The organism is Dyella sp., from assembly GCF_051954575.1.
GTDB lineage: Bacteria > Pseudomonadota > Gammaproteobacteria > Xanthomonadales > Rhodanobacteraceae > Dyella_B.
Window position 1 is genome coordinate 17,735 of sequence record NZ_JBQCHP010000028.1, and the last position, 19,447, is coordinate 37,181.

Here is a 19,447-nt window from a genome sequence, read left to right on the forward strand (position 1 = left end):
ACGGAGATCGCGCCGCGGTACCGCCGCCTGCCCGCCTTCCGTTTCCTTCGAATCATTCGAGCGCCGGCTTGCTCATGCTTACGCCGCGCGGGGACGCGCGGCAGGGGATAGCCATGTCGTTGAAGAAGAACACGCTCGCAGCCGCGCTGCTGCTTTCGTTGGCCGCGCCGGCCGCCCATGCCGAATCCGCGCCCGACCAGAACGGCACGCTGGCGCCGGTGATCGTCACCGCTACGCGTACCGCCATCACCGCCAACGAGGCGCTGTCGTCGGTCACGGTGATCACGCGCGAGGACATCGATCGGTTGCAACCGGTTTCCATCGCCGACCTGCTGACCGGTCTGCCGGGCGTGTCGATCGGGCAGACCGGCGGTATCGGCCAGCAGACGTCGCTGTACCTGCGCGGCACCAATGCCACGCACGTGCTGGTGCTGATCGACGGCATCCGCGTCGGCTCGGTCAGCATCGGCTTGCCGGCGCTGGAGCAGATTCCGGTGCAGGCGATCGATCGCATCGAGATCGTGCGCGGTCCGCGCGCCAGCCTTTATGGTTCCGACGCACTCGGCGGCGTGATCCAGGTCTTTACCAAACATGGACAGCCGAACGGCGGCATCGCGCCATCGGTGAGTGTGACCGGCGGCAGCCATGGTTATGCGAGCGGGCAGGCGGGTGTTTCCGGCGGCGATGCGCATCTTTGGTACAACGCCAGCCTCGGCGGTACCTATACCGGCGGCATTCCTGCCTGCCGCATGGGTGCGGCGGAAGTGGGCGTGGCGTGTTTCGTCGACGATCCGCGCAACGACGCCTATCGCAACTGGAACGGCTTCGCCAACATCGGCTATCGCTGGGACAACGACACGGAGCTGGCCTTCAACTGGCTGCGCAGCAAGAGCAATGCGCAATACGCCGGCAGCCCCTACGGCGGCAACGACGGCATCGAAGAACAACGCGTGGCCGGCGCGCGCTTGAGCTTCTCGCCGCTGTCGATCTGGAAGGTCACGCTCAATGCGGGTCAAAGCCGCGACGACAACGCCACCTTCTACCAGGGCAGCTATTACGGCCAGTATTACCCGCGCATGGGCACCGGTTACTTCAATTCGCGCCGCAACCAGGCGTCGTGGCAGAACGACATCACACTGGCTATCAATCAATTGTTGACGGTGGGCGTGGACTACCAGCAGGAACATATCGCCAGCGATATCGCGTTCCAGCAGACCACGCGCGGCGACACCGGCACGTTCGCGCAATACCAAGCCACGTTCGGCCAGCACGAAGTGCAGCTGTCCGCGCGTCACGATCACAACGACCAGTTCGGCAACCACAACACCGGCGCGGCGGCGTGGGGGTATCACTTCCGGAACGGCCCGGTGCTGTCGGTGAGCTATGGCACCGCGTTCCATGCGCCGACCTTCGACGATCTTTATTTCCCGGCGTTCGGCGGCGTACCCACCGCCAATCCCAACCTGAAGCCGGAAACCTCGCGCAGTGCCGAAATCGGCCTGACGCAGCAGCTGGAGCACTGGAACTGGGGCGTGAATGCGTACCAGACCAACATCAATAATCTGATTACCTTCGACAGCAACTTCGTGCCGCAAAACCTGAGCCGCGCGCGCATCCGCGGGCTGGAAGGGCAGTTCGGTTTCAACCTGGACGACTGGCGCGTGCAGAGCTATCTCACCCTGATGCAGCCGAAGAACGACGATGGCGGACCCAACAACGGCAAGCTGCTGGCACGGCGTGCGCAGCGCACGGGCCGCGTGGATATCGACCGCAAGCTGGGCCAGTTCAACCTCGGCGCCACTTTCTTCGCGGCCAGCAAACGCTACGACGACACCGCCAACACCCGCCGCATGGGTGGCTACGCCACCACCGATCTGCGCGCCAGCTATGCCTTCGCGCCCGGCTGGCAGGTGGAGGCCAAGCTGGCGAACGTGTTCGATCACCGCTATGAGACGGCCTATTACTACAACCAGCTGGGTCGCACCTGGTATGTGACGGTGCGGTACGGGCTGTAAGCCGTAGGTTGGGGTGCGAACCCCAACGTTGCCACGCGAAACGGGATGGCGATGTTGGGGTTTGCACCCCAACCTACAAAGCTACGGATTACGGCGCTGGGGTTCGGGTTCGGCTGCGCCTCAGCCCAGCCTACAGAGGGTTTATGGCTGAATAAGGTGGCCATGCCTTTCGGCACGGCCGGACTTCAGGCACATTTGCACGGTTGGCCCCCAAGGCATAAAGGTGCCCATGAATGTGCCCTCCTTCTGGATTGCGCCACGGACCGCGCTGGATGGGCGGGGCCATGGCTTGCGTCTGCCTGGCGCGCCTGCGCGGGTGATGCCATGAATATCTTCGCGCCCATCATCCGCCGCCCCATCGGCACATCGCTGTTGGCGATCGGGCTGGTCATCGCCGGTTTCTGCGCCTATCTGATGCTGGGCGTGGCGGCGCTGCCCTCGATGGATTTTCCCGTCATCGTCGTCAACGTGGCCCAACCCGGCGCCAGTCCGGAAACCGTCGCCACCACAGTGCTGGCGCCCTTGGAGCGCCACCTTGGCCGCATTGCCGGGGTGGACGAGATATACGGCAACGCCTACCAGGGCGGCGCATCGGTATTCGTGCGCTTCGAGCTCAGCCGCAAGCTGGACAAGGTGGCCGAGGATGTGCAGACCGCGATCAACGCGGCGCAACCCGATCTTCCGCAGCTGCCGAGCCCGCCGCAGTACTTCAAGGCCGATACCTCGCAGATCCCGGTACTGCACCTGGCGCTGACTTCCACCAGCCTGGCGCCAGACAAGCTGTTCGATCTCACCTCCACCCTGCTCAGCCCGGTCTTCGCGCAGATTCCGGGCGTCTCGCAAGTGCAGGTGTTCGGCGGTACGCCGCATGCCGTGCGCGTGGATGTGAACACCTCGGCGCTATCGGCCAAGGGCCTGACCGCCAACGACATCCGCAACGCGCTGATCGCCGCCAACGTCACCTCGCCGCAGGGCACGCTGAGCGATGGCCTGACGCAGATGACGGTTACCGCCAACGATGCGCTGCATACGCCGCAGGACTTCGCCAACCTGGTGATCGCCACGCGCAAGGGCGTGCCGGTACACCTGTCCGACGTGGCCACGGTCCGCAGCGGCGAGCAGGACAAATACCAGGCCGCCTGGTTCAACGGCATGCGCACCGTCGGCGTGCAGATCAACAAGCGTCCCGACGCCAACGCCGTGGCGACCGCCATGGCCGTTCGCGCCAAGCTGCCGATGCTGGGCCGCTATCTGCCGGCCGACGTGCAGATGACCCCGATCTTCGATTTCACGCAAGGCACCAAGTCGGCCTTGCATGAGGTGGAGGTTGCCCTGCTGATCAGCATCGTGCTGGTGATGCTGGTGATGCTGGTGTTCCTGCGCAAACTGCGTCCCACGCTGATCGCCGCGCTGAGCGTACCGCTGTCGCTGGCCGGCGCGTTCGTCGTGATGTGGGCCTTCGGTTACACGCTCAATACGCTGTCGCTGGTGGCGCTGGTGCTCTGCATCGGTTTCGTGGTGGATGACGCCATCGTGGTCATCGAGAACATCGTGCGCCATATGGAGCATGGTGAAACCGCGCTCGATGCGTCCTTGCGCGGCGTGAGCGAAATCGGCTTCACGGTCATCTCGATCACGCTGTCGCTGATCGCCGTATTCGCGCCGTTGTTGTTCGGCGACAACATGCTGACGGTGCTGCTGCGAGAATTCTCGGTCACGCTCTCGGCCGCGGTGGTGATTTCCGCGATCATCTCGCTGACCCTTACGCCGGCGCTGTGCGGCCGCTTCCTGAAACCGGAAAAGCCCTCTACCAAGTCGTCGCGCCTGGAGCAGGCGCTGGTGCGCTTCGATCGTTGGCTGCATGGTCATTACGAGCGCGCGCTGGACTGGTCCATGCACCATCGCCGCCTGATGCGCTGGCAACCGCTCACTCTGTTGATTCTCACCATCGTGCTGGCCATGGCCGTGGTGAAGACTGCGGGCGGCACCTTCATGCCCGACCAGGACACCGGCCAGCTCGCCGTGCGTATTCGCGCGGACGCCAATATCTCGCCCGCCGCGCTCACCAAGCTGGTCGAGCAGGCCAACAAGCTGTTGAAGGACGATCCGGCCACGCTCGACGTATTGACCATCTTGGGCGGCGACCAGGGCAATGGCGCCGCCGTGGGCAACAGCGCCTCGATCTATGCGGATCTCAAGCCGCGCGGCAACGGCCCGGGCGAGCGTCCCGACGACATCAAGGAAGTGATCAAGCGGTTGCAGAAGAAGTTCGATCCGCTGCCCGGCATGAAGGCCTATTTCAACCCGATCCAGTTCTTCAACGGCGGTGGCGCCGGCGACAATACCGGCCAGTACGAATTCCAGATCGTCGACACCACCGGCCGCAACAATCTGCAGCCGATCACGCTGAGCATGGTGCAAAAGCTGCGCACCATCCCGAAGTTGAGCGACGTCAGCAGTAATTTCGACCTGGTCGGCAAGCAGCAGCAGATCCGTATCGACCGCGAGAAAGCCGGCCGCCTGCACGTGGGCATCGGCGACATCGACTCGGTGCTGCTCAATTCGTTCGGGCAGAACCAGGTATCCGTGATCTATTCGGATATCAACCAGTACCGCGTGGTACTGACCTCCTCCAGCTCCGAATCGGTCAACGCGCAAGGCCTGCTGAACCTCTATGTGCGCAATACCCAGGGCCAGATGATTCCGCTGTCTGCGCTGGCGACGATCGAGCCGGATCTCAGCCCGCTGGGCATACGCCATCACAACCAGCAGCAGGTGGCGACGATCAACTACAACCTGGCGCCGAAGATCCAGCAGAGCGAAGGCATCGCCTTGGTGGAGCAGGCGGCGCTGGCCGTGCATCTTCCGCCCGGGGTGAAGCTGGATTTCACCGGCGCCAACCAGCAGATGCAGCAGGCCAAATCCAATGGCACCATCCTGCTGATCTCCTCGATCGTGGCGATGTACATCGTGCTCGGCATTCTTTATGAAAGCCTGGGTCATCCTTTGACCATTCTTTCCACCTTGCCGGCCGCAGGCGCGGGCGCTTTCCTAGCCATGCTGGTAACGCATACGCCGATCTCCTTGATGGCGATCATCGCCGTGCTGATGCTGATCGGCATCGTGAAGAAAAACGCGATCCTGATGGTGGACTTCGCCCTGGTCGCGCAGCGAGAGCATGGCTTGCCGGCGCCGGAAGCGATTCGCCAGGCAGCTTTGGTGCGCTTCCGGCCGATCACCATGACCACGCTGGTGGCGATGGGCGCGGCGTTGCCGCTGGTGATCGGCTTTGGCATCGGATCGGAGATGCGCCAGCCGCTGGGTATCGCGATCGTCGGCGGCTTGCTGGTATCGCAATTGCTCACGCTGCTGAGCACGCCGGCCATTTACTTGTGGTCGTACGATCGCGGTTTGCGCAAGGCAGCGCGCAAGGCGCGGCGCGAAGCGAAGCGGCGTTTGCGCGAACTCGGCCAGCAGGCGCCTGCCATCGAAGCCCTGGCCGACGAGGCCACATAATGTAGGTTGGGGTGCAAACCCCAACGTTGCCATGCATGACGATGTTGGGATTTGCATCCCAACCTACGGCAGGCTTACGGTGCGCGCCATGCCTTTCGGCACGGCCCGACTTCAAGCACATTGCGTGGCACACGCGGCAGCGTATGAAGTGCATATGGATACTTTCGATACGCGCAACAGCCGTTCACGCGGTTTGTACATGGCCGTCATTCGTGCGCACAGGCAGGCGCCGGCATGAATATTTTCGAGCCGATCATTCGCCGCCCAACCGGTATTTCGCTGCTTGCCATCGGCTTGGTGCTGGCGGGCTTCTGCGCCTATCTGCTGATAGGTATCGCCGCTTTTCCCTCGATCCAATTTCCTGTCATCGCAGTGGCTGCCACGTTACCCGGCTCCAGCGCGCAGACCGTGGCCGCAACCGTCACGGCACCGCTTGAACGTCAGCTGGCGCGCATTTCCGGCATCCAGCAGATGACTTCCAATTCGAACGCCGGCGGCACGCTGATCCTGATCCAGTTCGACATGTCGCGCAGCGCGGATCAGGCCGCGCGCGACGTACAGGCAGCACTCAATGCCGCCTCACCGGATCTGCCGGCCGTCATGGCATTGTCTCCGCCACAGTATTTCAAGAACGATACCTCGCAGATTCCCGTGCTGCTGATCGCCATGACGTCGACCAGCATGCCGCCAGACAAGCTTTACGACCTGGCCAACACATTGATGCTTCCGGCCGTGGCGCAGGTCACAGGCGTGTCGCAGGCGCAGTTGATCGGCGGCTCGCCGCACGCTGTGCGCATCTCGCTTAACAACAGCGCGCTGACTGCCAAAGGCTTGACCGCCAACGATGTCGCCAACGTGCTGCGCGCTGCCAATGTCACCTCGCCGCAGGGCGTCCTGAGCGACGGCATGACGCAAATGACGGTATCGGCCAACGACGGTCTTCAGACGCCGTCCGATTTCGCCTCCCTCGTCATCGCCAACCGGAAAGGCGTACCGATACATCTTTCCGATGTCGCCACCGTCAGCAGCGGCCAGCAGGATTCCACCCAGGCAGCCTGGTTCAACCATCGCCGCGGCGTGATCATGCAGGTGCAGAAGCGTTCCGATGCAAATGCCGTGCAAGTGGTGCAGGCCATCCGCGATGCGCTGCCCAAACTGCAGAAGCTGGTGCCGGCCGACGTGCAGATCACCCCGATTTTCGACCTGACCCTGTCCACCAAATCCGCCCTGCACGAGGTGGAGATCGCACTGCTGATCAGCATCGTCATGGTTGCGCTGGTGATGCTGCTGTTTCTCAGGCGCGTTCGCCCCACGCTTATCGCCATGCTCAGCGTGCCGCTGTCGCTGGCCGGCGCGTTCGTGCTGATGTACACGCTCGGCTTCACGCTCAACATGCTGTCGCTGATCGCGCTGGTGCTGTGCATCGGCTTTGTGGTGGACGACGCCATCGTGGTGATCGAGAACATCTTTCGCCATATGGAGCAGGGCGCGAAACCATTGGATGCCGCCTTGATCGGCGTGGGCGAGATCGGCTTTACGGTGGTCTCGATTACCCTGTCGCTGGTGGCGGTGTTTGCACCGATGGTGTTCGGCAACAGTCCGATGGTGATGTTGCTGCGTGAGTTCTCGGTCACGCTGATCGCCACCATCGTGATTTCGGCGCTGGTGTCGCTCACCCTCACGCCAGCCCTGTGTGGCCGCTACCTGGTGCAGGAGACGCGCGAACGGCCAGCGCCCGGCAAGCTGGAAATGGCCGTGGAACGCATGGACCGCTGGATGCTTCGCATCTATGCGCGCGCGCTGGATTGGGCGATGCACCATCGGCGCGTGATGCGCTGGCAACCGCTGATCCTTATCGTATTGACGGTCGGCTTGGCGATGGCCGTGGTGAAGACCGCGGGCGGTGCACTGATGCCGGAGGGCGATACCGGCATGTTGCAGGCGGACATGGTGGCCGATCCGAATATTTCTCCCGACGCGCTCGCCAAGCGCGCGCAGGCGGTACAAGCCGTGATGCTGGCCGACCCGGCGGTGATCGACGTCGCGTCGTTCCTGGGCGGCAACAATACCAATGGCGCGGTGGGTAACGAAGCCTCGTTCTTTATCGACCTCAAGCCGCGCGGCGATGGTCCCGGGCAGCGCCGCGATGCGGCGGACAAAGTGATCAAGCGGCTCAACGAGCACTACAAGAAGCTGACCGACGTGAACGTCGCCGTCACCAGCCTGGGCTTTTTCAACGGCGGCGGCGGAAGCAGGGCGAAAGGCCAGTACGCCTTCTCGCTCACCAGCACCACCAGCCAGCCCCTGCAGCAACCCAGCCTGCGGCTGGCGCAGGTGATGCGCAAGATGAAGCAGTTCAAGGACGTCAGCACCAGCTTCGACAATATCGGCAAGCAGCAACTGGTGGAGATCGATCGCGATGCCGCGTCGCGGATGCAGGTCACTGTCGGGCAGATCGACCAGGCGCTGACCGATGCATTCGGGCAGACGCCGGCATCGGTGATCTATTCGGACATCAACCAATACCAGGTGATCCTGATCGCTGACAACGCCTATTCACTGAGCCCCGGCACCTTGCTGAACCTGTATGTGCGAAGCAGCACCAACAAGATGGTGCCACTCTCGGCCATGGTGCATATCCGCCCACGCATCGAACCCATCGGCATCCAACACTACAACCAGCTGGAATCGGCAAGCATCAACTACAACCTCGCCGACGGCGTCAGCCAGGCCGATGGCCTGAAGTACGTCGACCAGGCCATGTTCGCCGCACGACTGCCGCCTGGCGTGATGAAACAGTACACCGGCGACAACCAGAAGCTGATGGAAGCGGCCACCAACACGCTCGTCATGTTCATGGCGGTGATCCTGGCGATGTACATCGTGCTGGGCATTCTGTACGAGAGCCTGATCCATCCGCTGACCATCCTCTCCACCCTGCCCGCCGCTGGCATGGGCGCCTTTCTCGCCATGCTGATCACGCACACGCAATTGAGCACGATGTCGGTGATCGCGGTGCTGATGCTGATCGGCATCGTGAAGAAGAACGCGATCCTGATGGTGGATTTCGCCCTGGTCGCCGAACGCGAAGGCGGCCTGACACCACCCGAAGCGATCCGCGAAGCGGCACTCGTGCGCTTCCGTCCCATCACCATGACCACCCTGGTGGCAATGGGTGCGGCGCTGCCGCTGGCGATCGGCTTCGGCATCGGCTCGGAGATGCGCCAGCCGCTGGGCATTGCGATTCTCGGCGGACTGCTCGTATCGCAGCTGCTGACCTTGCTCAGCACGCCTGCGATTTACCTGTGGCAGCACGACCGGCGTGTGCGCAAGGCGGTGCGCCGCGCACGGCGAGAGGAGAAGCGTCGCTCGCATCAATTGGGTAAATCGGCCGTGACGCCTAGCGCCGAACAGACTGGGTGAGATGCAACAGTCTTCTTGCGGCTATATATATCCGCCCTGACAGCCGAGGATGATTTGCGACAGGTGCGCCGCTGACGTCCTCCGTTTCCGAGGCGCTGACGAAATGTGACACCCCTGTTTCCATCGCCTAACGGCGCCGGCTTCATGTGATATCGTGGCGCGGTTCACGGCTGGCTATGCAGGGGAGCTACGGCCATGGTTGTTCCATGTTTCATCGCGTTGTCGATACCGACCTTGTGCGGAATGCGAGTGCTGCATCAGCGCGACCGAATTCCGCTTCGCACGCACCGCTTCGTGCACCGGTCGATGGCAATCGCCGTCGCGCCGCCGGATTGATATATCCCCTATTCAAAATCCCAGCAGGCAATAGGAACGCCGGGCGCACGTCTCTGTGAGATTTTTTGCCCCGGCCCTGCTTCGCAGATGAATTCGGTGCCGGCGATCGTAGCGCGTCGGCATATTTGCGGCGGGCCGGGTTACTTGGACGGTAACTTTGGAGAATGATGGATGAGTATTCCTTTTCGCGCATTATCGCTGGCCATTCTTTTTGCATGCACCGCCCAGGCTGTGCATGCCCAAACGACCAGCGGCCAGTCGTCTTATTTTGGGGCTCCTTACACAGCCAGCAATCTTCCCGGACCGAACTCGTTCCAGGATATCGCCAGCGCGATGCGCGCCATCGATAACACTTACCTTGTCATCGATCCCACGCACGGCTGCGCGCCGATCGTGCATAAGCTTACAGACCCGCTCTCGTCAAAGCCGTACGGCAACGTGCTGACCGATAGTCCTAATGCACCTTGCAGCGGCAGCAACAGCGTAATGGCGTCGCTTTACTCTTATGCACCTGGAAAGAACCTGGGCAGGATCCGCGATGGACAACCGCAAGCGTCTTCTCTTGACGGCAGCATCCATTACGGCACCGGCAACGAATTTCTGGAAGAGGAAGACGCTTCGCTTGGTGCGCTCAGTTTTCGGCGCTATTACAACAGCCACCCCGCGACGGCCAGCTCGCATATCGGCAACCATTGGCGGCACAGCTTCGATCGCAGTCTGTCGTACGTCGCCTCGTCGGACGGCGCGGCGGCTATCGTGACGGCGTTTCGCGCCGACGGTTTGCAGGAGACCTTCAACCTGCAATCCGGTCAGTGGGTGGCCGATCCCGATATCGCCGATCGCCTGACTTCGCAGACGGACAACAGTGGCCACATCACCGGCTGGACGCTCCTCGATGCGGTCTCGCGCAATGTGGAAACCTACGATGCCAACGGCCTGCTGCAATCCATCGTACGCCCAGATGGGCAAGCGGTGGTGCTCAGCTACAGCACTGCGGCCATGCCGGCGCCCGGTACGTCGGCACTGGGCTTGCTGTTGCAGGTATCCGATTCGCATGGACGAGCCATCCGCTTTGCCTACACCAACCAAGGACAGATCCAGACGATACAACTGCCTGATGGCCTGATGCTCGGCTACAACTACGACGCCAACGGCAATCTGTCTGCCGTACGCCAGACTGACGGCTCGAATCACTCCTATATGTACGCCGAGATGCAGTATTCGAGCACCAATCTGCCGTATCTGCTGACCGGCGAAACCGATGAAACGGGCAATCGCGTCGCTACCATGACATACGATTACAGCGGTCGCGCGACAAGTTTGAAGTTGGCATACAACAGTTCGGCGCTGCAGGTCTCCTATGCAGGCCCCGGCCAGGCCACGGTGACATACCCGTCAGGGGTGCAAGTGGGACTCCAGTTTGTCGCACCCTTTGGCACCCTGCATGTGAATGCGTTGAACGCATCCTGTTCGTCCTGCACTCAATCGTATTACGCCACGGCTGCGTTTGACGGAAACGGTTACCCATCAAGCAGAACGGACTTCAACGGTAATACGACGCAGATGCTTTATGACGCGAACGGCCTGTTGCAACAACAAATTGAAGGGGCGAATTCACCCACGTCGCGCATTACGAAGTTCACCTGGGATACCAACTTCCGTGTACCTCTTACACGCACTATCAGCGATGCCTACGGTACGGTGCTGAGCAGTACCCAATGGGCGTACGACGGCAATGGCAGGATGATGGCGCGTTGCGAAACCGATCCAGCGCAAACAGGATCGGGTTATAGCTGCGCCTCTAGCGGCCCTGTGCCCGCCAGTGTGAGGCGCTGGACTTATGTCTATTGCACTGCGATAGACAACGTGCAATGTCCGCAAATCGGTTTGTTGACGGCCGTGATAGGGCCGCGCACCGACATACAAAGCAGGACGACTTACAGCTATTACGCCAATGGAGACCTGCATTCGATCACCGATCCACTGGGGCATGTCGCCACGATGGTCGGTTACGACGGGGATGGACGCGTCACACATATGATCGACGCCAATGGCGTCGCTACGGATTTCAGCTATACGCCGCGTGGTTGGCTGGCCTCTCGCGCCGTGAATGGTGCAACAACCACCCTTTCCTATACTCCCTTTGGCATGGTGGCCTCGATAGCCGATGCGGACGGCGTTACCACGCGCTACAACTACGACCCCGCCCATAACCTCGCTCTGGTCATGGATGCGATGGGCAATGCCGTGCAATACAACGTGGACCCGTTCGGCGAAATCATTGGGGAATACACCTATGACAGCAGCAATCAACTGCGCCGCACTCAGTCTCGTTCCTGGAACCCTCTGGGGCAAATCACCCAGCTTACCGATGGCCGAAACCAGGTATTCAATGCCAACTGGGGCGACAGCTACGACCGCGATGGCAACCTGACGCACAGCGCGGATGCGTTGAACACCCAGCATATGGCGGCTTACGACAGCCTCAATCACCTGCTCCGTACGGTGGACAACGGCAATGACGGATCCACGTCGAACGTAACGGTCAATTACATGTACGACCCGCTGGGTCATCTCATGAGCATGACGGATCCATCCGGCTTCATGAGCAGCTATCACTATGACGGGCTGTCCGATCGTATCGACGAAATCACGCCCGATGCGGGCCACGTCGGCAGGGCGTATGACCAGGCCGGCAACCTGATGACGATCTGGGATTCGATGCGCAGTGTCAATTACAGATACGACGCACTGAATCGCATCACGCAAGCCAGCTATGTCGATGGCAGCAGCAGCGTCTTCTATTACGACGAACCGAACGGCACCACCGGTTGCAGCAACTCCTACCCCATAGGTCGCCTGACACGTGTAATGGAAGCTGCGGTGACGACGACGTATTGTTACGACGCGCAGGGACGCGTAATCCAGAAAATGCAGACCGTCGTCAACGGCAAGATCGACAGCACGACATACGATCGCACTCCAGCAGGACGGATCAAGGGCATCACCTATCCCAGCCAGAACCATCTGTACTACAGCTTCGATCCTGATGGCCGCATTCAGGGCATCTCGATGTCGCTGGCCAATGGCGGCGCCAACACTCCGGTCGTCAGCAATGTATCGTATCTGCCGTTTGGTCCAGTGCAGTCTTATACGCTCGGCAACGGCCAGATGATCACCCGGACCTACGACACGAGCTACCGGGTCAGCGATCTGAGCAGCCCTGCCTTCCAGCTGCATATGGCGCGAGACCCTGCCGGCAATGTGATCGCCATCGGCAGTGGACCGAATGCAAACCCTGTCATCGAAACCTATCGTTACGATGGACTGAATCGCCTGACCACCATCGCCGATGCCAACAACAATGTCATCGAAAGCGTTTTCTACAATCAGGCAGGTGACCGCCTGAGCAAGAGCGGGACTGGCCTGGCGACCGGCAGTTACAGCTACAACAATGGCACGCATCAATTGATCGCCGCAGGCAATGCCATGCGTAATGTGGATCCTGTCGGCAACACGACGTCGATCGCACAGGCCGGCAACACCTACGGTTTCAGCTACGACCCGCAGAATCATCTGGGCCTGCTGCAACTCAATCAAACGCCGCTGGCGTTTTACAGCTACAACACCAAGGGCGAGCGTGTTGCCAAGACGATCAACAATGTCTCACAACGATACGTCTATGACGGTCAAGGTCGCCTGCTCGGTGAGTATGGCAACAGCAATCGCGACTATATCTGGCTCGACATGATTCCAGTGGCAAATGCCGACATGAGCCCGGCAACGAGCTCTCTGGTTTTTGTCACCGCAGATCATCAGGGCACGCCACGCGCCATCAGCGACGCCAGCGGCAATACGATCTGGCAATGGCCTTATGCCGGGGGCAATGCCTGGGGTGAGCTGTCGCCGAAGAGCAACGGGTATGTGTATAACCTGCGCTACACCGGCCAGTACTTCGATAGCGAAAGCAATTTGGTATATGCAGCCGGCCGTTTCTACGATCCGACCACAGGGCGTTTTCTGCAAAACGATCCGTGGGGCACCGGCAACAAGATGGGGGCGTATATCTTTGCGCGGAACAATCCCCTGGCTGATCAGGATGCCAGGCCGTTGCCCACGAGCCAAGGCAATATCCTGAGTGGCTGGCTCGCCACCTCGCCGGCATGGATGGAATCCGCGATCGAGCCGTCGATGCCTCATTGAGCTCAACGTCGAGCATGGGCAGACAGGAAGTCTGCCCATTGCTGCCAGCACCGTTGGACAAAAGTCCTTCGCCGGTATGGTTATCGGCCTAGGAAATGTGTCGTATCTGCACGTACCTCAGCTGCTGGCCTCCCGCTCCAGTGCCGCTGTCAGGCGCATCAGCATGCGCCAGGCGTAACTTTCGTGGGCGTTGCCAAGGTTTGCCGTACCTGCCATCTGTCGGCTGAGTCCCGCATGTTCCTGGCAGTCGCCAATGCGTACCCGATAGGTGGTGACGAGCGGTATCAGTTGATGCGTGGTCGGCTGCTTCTCGGCCGGCACCGGACCGCCGTAAGGGCTGCCGATCGAAGGCTCGTCGAGCGTGGCGAGATTGACACGGTCCACCGCCGTAACCCGGCAATGCAGCGTGCCTGTCTCCGCGATGGTGGCCACGAAACGGGCCGCATCGCCCGCAGCGACATGGCCGACGCCTTCTTCGCCGACAAACGCCTCGCCCTTGATGCCGTCCGGGCCGATCACGTCGAACAGATGCTCGCCGCGCGCCAGCCACGTGCCGGCGGCGAGCCCTTCGTTATCGATCTGCACAGCGCCATCGAACGGCGCGCGCAAGGTGAGCTGCCGGGTTTCGCGCTCCAGGCCCGCCACGGTTTCGCGAGCCGCTTCCCAGCGCTTGCGCAAGGCGACGCCTTCCTGCAGCAATTGCGGGTTGAACGGCTGCTGCTCAACTTGCCAGCGCAGCTGTGCTTCCTCCACGCGCGCGGCGTTCAGGCGATAGGCGAGGTCTGGCGAAACGAGCATGGCAAGCACATCGCCTGCATGAACGTGCGCGCCATCGCGTGGCAACGGAGCATCTGCCGATATATAACCGGCTTCCGGTGCGTACAGCCCTTGCGCACGCAACGGACCCAGTACCGCTGGCGCTCCGATACCACCGTGCCAGGGCAGGACCAGCCATGCCACCAGCAAGCTGGCCAATACCGTGCTGCGCACCGTCTGCCTGCGCCAGCGCAGTGCGTCGCGCCTGCGCCAGCAGGCTTTCACTTCGGTAACGACCGGCCGCACGATGAACCAGCCAAATTCCACCGCAAACAGCAGTACGCCCAGCGCCTTGAAGAAGGCGTGGTAGACGATCAGCGCGATCGATAGAAATACCACCAGCCGGTACAGCCAGGTCACGAAGGTGAAGGCGATCAGGAAGCGGCGACGTGCTGGCGTGCACGGTTCGGGCTGGGGGTCGCCAAAGCCGAACAGCCATTCGCGCATCCACCAACGGCCGAAGGCAAAGGCACGATCATGCAGATTGGGCATGCCCAGCCAATCGGAAAGCAAGAAGTAACCGTCGAAACGCATGAACGGGCTGGCGTTGATGGTGAGCGTGCTGATCCAGGTAGTGGTCGCCAGCAGAAAGGCGGCGGCACTGAGCGGCCCGTCGGGCAGCAGGCTCCAGGCAAGCGTGGCGAATGCGGCCAGCGCAAGTTCGGCAAGCATGCCGGCGGCGCCAATGTGCAGTCGCGCGCGGCGGCTGCGCACCTTCCACGCTTCGGTGGTATCGGTGTAGAGCATCGGCACCATCACCAGCAACGCAATGCCCATCGTGGGCACGCGACAGCCATAGCGATAGGCCGTAAAAGCGTGGCCGAATTCGTGCAATACCTTGGCGAACGCAAGCGTAAGGCCAATCGCCAGCAACCCATGCCAATCGGCATACGCGCGAAAGGTGTGGGTGAAGGCATCCCAGCGGCGCGAGACCAGCGCCAGCCCAAGCACCGCACACACACCTACGATCGCCCAGAACGCAGGCCGATAGACGAACTCGACGTAACGCGCACCGCGGCGCAGGAACGGCATCGGGCGCCACAGCGGAACGCGGATCAGCAAATAATGCTTGAGCAGCCACATGGCGCGCGTCACACGACTTGCCTCCGCCACCGCACGCAGGCGCTCGGTGCTGTCAGCGGTAGCCGCTACAAACAGGTTCGCGCTCTGCAGCAGGCGCAGCAGAGCGTCGAAATCGTCCAGGCTTACCGTGAGCGTGGTGTCGCGGTTGACGGCCTCGACGATCTTCTGCGGGTCATCGAGCGACCAGCGCGAAAGTATTTCGAAGGCAGGCCAGCCCAACTGGTAGAAATGGTTGGCGGCCGGGTCGTGCAGCATCCAGGTAGGGGAACCATCGGGTGCGGCCGCACCGCGCGACACGCTCAATTCCTGGCGCAATGAAGGCAATCGTGCCATGCGCGCTTACCAGCCCAGCCACTGCCGCAGGGTCGCCAGCGGCCGGCGCAGCAGGTAATACGCCAACGGTACCCAGCGGCCATGGATGCGCGTGGTGCCCATCATGCCCAGCGCCGGGCGCGATCCATCGCCGATGAAACTGGCCTTGATGCGATAGGCAAGCACACCATCGGCGGTGGGTTCGGCCCGATAGGCAATGGTGTCGATGCGCGCCTCGTAGCTCACCAGGGGAGAGCTCTTGGGATAGAGCGTCAGAGTACTGCCCGGTTTCACCTCGACGTTTTCCGCCACCGGCAGATAGGCGGTCAGTTCCACATGCGCAGGATCGGCCAACAACATGACTTTCTCGCCCACCGATACGGCGCGGCCGTTCCAGTCGTTGGGATCGGAAAACACCGCTACGCCGGCGCGCGCCGCCGTAACGTGCAGGCGCGCCAGCTGCGCCGCCGCATAATCGAGTTCCACTGCACTCGCTTCGAGCTTGCCTTTCTTCAGTGCAAGGTCGAGGCGATCCTTGTCGTCTGTCACGGCGAGCTGCGCCGTCTGGCGATATTCTTCCTGCGCCGCGTCGAAATTCTTGCGCGCCAGCGCGTTGCGCGAAGCAAGCGTCGTCGCGTCAAGCGAAAACAGCGGTGTGCCGGCGCTGACGCGCTGGTTCGGCTGTACGTCGAGCCGATCGATCACGCCGTCCAACGGCGAGCGCACCACGAACGGATCCTTGGCCGTCACCTCGCCCGGCGCCAGCACGCTCAAAGGCACTGGCGCGAAACATGCGAGCGCCAGCGCGATCAACACGCGTTTGCGCAGCTTGCCCTTGCGCAAAGCATTCGACGCGCGTGCGAACGATGAGGCGTGCGGTTCCAACGCACGCAGTGCATGCACCCAAACTTGCGCCAGCTCGGCCAGCAAGACCGTATCGTGGGCGCCGAAGGGCTCTTCGCGCGCAAACACGATCGCGCCCATCACGCGCTGCGAATCGACCAGCGGCAACCATAGCGCGTGGGCTGGCCACCATTCGCCCCAGTCGGCGGCGAGTTCGGCCGGCAGATCAGTGGCCGCAAATGGACGAGGCTGCACGTACCCGGGAACGGCGTCGGATGGCTGTACTGATGCTTGCTCGGGCAGCTGTCGCGCCAGTATGCGGCACACCGCGCCCAGCCACTGCACATAAGGAGCGCCTGGATCGCATTGCGGCAAACCCGAGACCGCGGCGACGGCGCCCGGCAACGCGCCGCCCGCACGCCACCACGCTGCCTGGCGATACGGCACCAGGGCCTGGGTTTCGTTGACGATCGTAAAGGCAAGCGCCGCTTCGTTGGCCGCCGCGCGCGCGCGCGCCGACAGCTGCCACAGCAACGCAAGCCGGCTCGCTTCGATATGGATGTTCCCGGTCATGATAGTCGCTACTGGCCGGCGAACTTGGCCCAGCCGCTCATGCCGGGCAACAGCTCGGGTGCGTCGCCCGCCAGCGCGGCGGTCACATCCACCGTCTGCGATACCGGATCGACGCGCGCCCCGATGCGTACGACGCGCGCCGCATAAGTTTTGCCCACTTCATCCACCTGCACACTGAGCGCATGACCGGTCTTCAGCCATGCAAGCCATTTCGACGGCACGATCATCTTCCACTCCAGATGACTGGTGTCCACGATCGTCAGCAACGGCTTGCCCGCTTCCACGAACTGATCCGGCGCGGCCGACCGCTTCACCACGCGGCCGGAAAACGGCGCGCTGATCGTGCAGTTGCGCACGGTGGCCTGCATGTAGGCGACTTCTGCGGCACTGGCCTTGGCCTTGCCGCGCGCCTGCGCCACTTCCAGCTCGCCCACCGAATGGAACTGGGCCAGCTTGGTATCGGCCTGCAGCAGTTCCTGCGCGGCTTCCGATTCGGCCTGCGCCCGGTGCAGTTGCGCGTTGTACAACGCGCAATCGAGCGAGACGAGCGTCTGCCCCGCATGGAACGCATCGCCGTCGCGAAACGGCAGCGTGGCGATCCTGCCGGCGATCTGGCTGGACAGCTCTACCTCGTCTCGCGAAACGAGCTGCACGCGGATACGTCCATCTTCTGCCGAGGCATGCGGCGCGTCCGTCGCCATACCATGCTGCACCGGCCACAACACGACGGCGATGCAGCCGAAAACGATACTGCGCAAACTCATGACTTGCTTCCGTCTCCCTGGGCGAGCTCATCCCAGCGTTTCTGCTCTTCGGCGATTGCCTGCTCCAGCGCCGCCAGGTCGTGCGATTGCACGCTGTCGGGTACCGGATCCAGGCCGAGCGTGGCCAGCAACTGCCCATAGGAACTTTCCAGTTCACCGTAGCTTTCGTACAGGCGCAGCTCCGCCATCATGGCGCCGGCCGCGGCGCGGATTTCGTTGAGCTTGCCGATCGCGTTCGCGTTGGCGGCGTTGCGCGTGTGCTCCAGGATCTGCTGGTCCACATCGTTCATCTGCTTGAGCAGTTCGAACTGCCGGCGCTTGGCGTCCAGCTCGGTGCGCGCGACGTGCACCTGTGTCAGCACCGCCATGGCCAATGCCTCGCGTTGCACCTTTGCCACATCGAGCTGGGCCTTGGCCGCACCGCGGATGTTCTTGATGTTCAGTACGTTGAGCAGGTTCCAGCTCACGCTCAGGCCTGCATCGCGCCAGGCATGGAAGGCCAGAAAGCTGTTGCTGTCGTAATGCTCGCCCAACTGCACCTGCAGGCCCGGCAGCAGCCGCGCCATCGCCTTGTGCGTTTCGTTGACGCTGATGCGCTCGTTGTAGCCCGCTTCGAGCAGCTCCGGCCGGCGTTCCAGCGCGGTGGTTTCCATCTGCGCGATCGGCATGTCGAAATGCGGTTCGTCGAAACCGGCCGGCGGCGACAAGGTGAATTCCTGGCCGGGATCGAGGTTCATCAGCGAGGCAAGCCGCGGCTTGGCTTCTTCGAGCTGATCGCGCACCAGTTCCAGCTGGCGCATGATGTCGAGCATTTCATGGCGATAGTTCAGCGTATCCAACGGCGAAGCCACTTGCGCCTGTTGCGCGCGGCTGGAATCGTCGAGCGCCGCCTGGGCCTGCTGCAGCAACGGACCGATGCGATCGTGGATGCGTTCGGCGCCGGCCGCCTGCCAATACGCTTCGCGCACCTGCTGCATCAGCAATTGCACCACCTTGCGGCGGCGCTGCTGCAATACCAGCACCCGGTCGGCCTGCTCCTTCGCCTCGTAGTAGCTGACGCCGAAATCGAGCAGGTTCCAGGAGAAGCCCAGATCCGCGGTGCGCATGTTCTTGTCGGTGGAATACGAGGGCGGCACCGTCGTTTCGCTGGGGTTGTCGAGCAGTACCGAACGCGAAGCCAGTTCGCGATTGCGCGTGGTATAGCCGGCCGCCGCGGTCAACTTCGGCAACAGATCGAAGTTGGCAAGGTCAAGCTGCCGCTGCGCCAGTGCCTCTTCCATCATTTTCTGGCGGTTGTCGAGATTGAAACGGATGGCGCGTGCCAAGGCTTCATCCAGCGTGATCGGACCTTTCGGCGGCTGTTGCTGGCTGAGCATGTCGCTGCGCTCGGTCGCGGCCAGCTGCTGGCGCTCGGCATCCGTGAAAGGTTTCGGATGGATGGCGCAGCCGGACAGCAGCACTCCCGCCGCTATCGCAAGCATCAGCGGGGAGCGGGCAAGCCAGGTATGGATATGCGCGGCAGAAGAAGACGAGTTCACGTTGATAGCCCCAGTTCTATGTTCG

The 19,447-nt window shown here is 62.2% G+C and carries 8 protein-coding genes; 4 read left to right on the forward strand and 4 right to left on the reverse strand.

All coding sequences use genetic code 11. The features are described 5' to 3' along the window. Positions 1 to 113: 113 nt before the first annotated feature. From ACTHNE_RS03460 to ACTHNE_RS03475, 4 genes are all read left to right on the forward strand, one after another. A complete protein-coding gene (locus ACTHNE_RS03460; RefSeq protein WP_440268567.1) occupies positions 114 to 2,015 on the forward strand; it encodes a TonB-dependent receptor domain-containing protein in 1,902 nt (633 codons plus the stop codon). 324 nt (positions 2,016 to 2,339) lie between these two features. Beyond that, positions 2,340 to 5,531, forward strand: a complete 3,192-nt coding sequence (locus ACTHNE_RS03465; RefSeq protein ID WP_440268568.1) for an efflux RND transporter permease subunit — start codon at positions 2,340 to 2,342, stop codon at positions 5,529 to 5,531. Positions 5,532 to 5,765: 234 nt separating this feature from the next. Beyond that, the gene (locus tag ACTHNE_RS03470; protein WP_440268569.1) at positions 5,766 to 8,954 is read left to right on the forward strand and encodes an efflux RND transporter permease subunit; all 3,189 of its coding nucleotides are present in this window, start codon (positions 5,766 to 5,768) and stop codon (positions 8,952 to 8,954) included. Between the two features lie 507 nt (positions 8,955 to 9,461). After that, entirely contained in the window at positions 9,462 to 13,493 is a 4,032-nt protein-coding gene (locus tag ACTHNE_RS03475; RefSeq protein WP_440268571.1) for an RHS repeat-associated core domain-containing protein, read from the forward strand. A 117-nt stretch (positions 13,494 to 13,610) separates the two neighbouring features. Here ACTHNE_RS03475 and ACTHNE_RS03480 read toward each other — a convergent pair whose 3' ends face one another. Genes ACTHNE_RS03480 through ACTHNE_RS03495 form a run of 4 tightly spaced genes read right to left on the reverse strand, consistent with a single transcriptional unit; the run spans position 13,611 to position 19,422 of the window. After that, positions 13,611 to 15,725 (reverse strand): HlyD family efflux transporter periplasmic adaptor subunit, encoded by a 2,115-nt coding sequence (locus tag ACTHNE_RS03480; protein WP_440268572.1) that lies wholly within the window; start codon positions 15,723 to 15,725, stop codon positions 13,611 to 13,613. 6 nt (positions 15,726 to 15,731) lie between these two features. Beyond that, complete coding sequence (locus ACTHNE_RS03485) at positions 15,732 to 17,120, reverse strand: efflux RND transporter periplasmic adaptor subunit (RefSeq protein ID WP_440268573.1); 1,389 nt, start codon at positions 17,118 to 17,120, stop codon at positions 15,732 to 15,734. Positions 17,121 to 17,128: 8 nt separating this feature from the next. Continuing rightward, a complete protein-coding gene (locus tag ACTHNE_RS03490; RefSeq protein ID WP_440268574.1) occupies positions 17,129 to 17,884 on the reverse strand; it encodes an efflux RND transporter periplasmic adaptor subunit in 756 nt (251 codons plus the stop codon). After that, on the reverse strand, positions 17,881 to 19,422 hold the full coding sequence (locus tag ACTHNE_RS03495) for a TolC family protein (protein WP_324940507.1): 1,542 nt from the start codon (positions 19,420 to 19,422) through the stop codon (positions 17,881 to 17,883). The genes ACTHNE_RS03490 and ACTHNE_RS03495 overlap by 4 nt, the downstream gene beginning before the upstream one ends. Between the last annotated feature and the right edge of the window lie 25 nt (positions 19,423 to 19,447).

Coding starts and splice junctions, on each gene's coding strand:
- ACTHNE_RS03460 (WP_440268567.1), top strand. CDS start 114: ATGTCGTTGAAGAAGAACACGCTCGCAGCCGCGCTGCTGCTTTCGTTG.
- ACTHNE_RS03465 (WP_440268568.1), top strand. CDS start 2,340: ATGAATATCTTCGCGCCCATCATCCGCCGCCCCATCGGCACATCGCTG.
- ACTHNE_RS03470 (WP_440268569.1), top strand. CDS start 5,766: ATGAATATTTTCGAGCCGATCATTCGCCGCCCAACCGGTATTTCGCTG.
- ACTHNE_RS03475 (WP_440268571.1), top strand. CDS start 9,462: ATGAGTATTCCTTTTCGCGCATTATCGCTGGCCATTCTTTTTGCATGC.
- ACTHNE_RS03480 (WP_440268572.1), bottom strand. CDS start 15,725: ATGGCACGATTGCCTTCATTGCGCCAGGAATTGAGCGTGTCGCGCGGT.
- ACTHNE_RS03485 (WP_440268573.1), bottom strand. CDS start 17,120: ATGACCGGGAACATCCATATCGAAGCGAGCCGGCTTGCGTTGCTGTGG.
- ACTHNE_RS03490 (WP_440268574.1), bottom strand. CDS start 17,884: ATGAGTTTGCGCAGTATCGTTTTCGGCTGCATCGCCGTCGTGTTGTGG.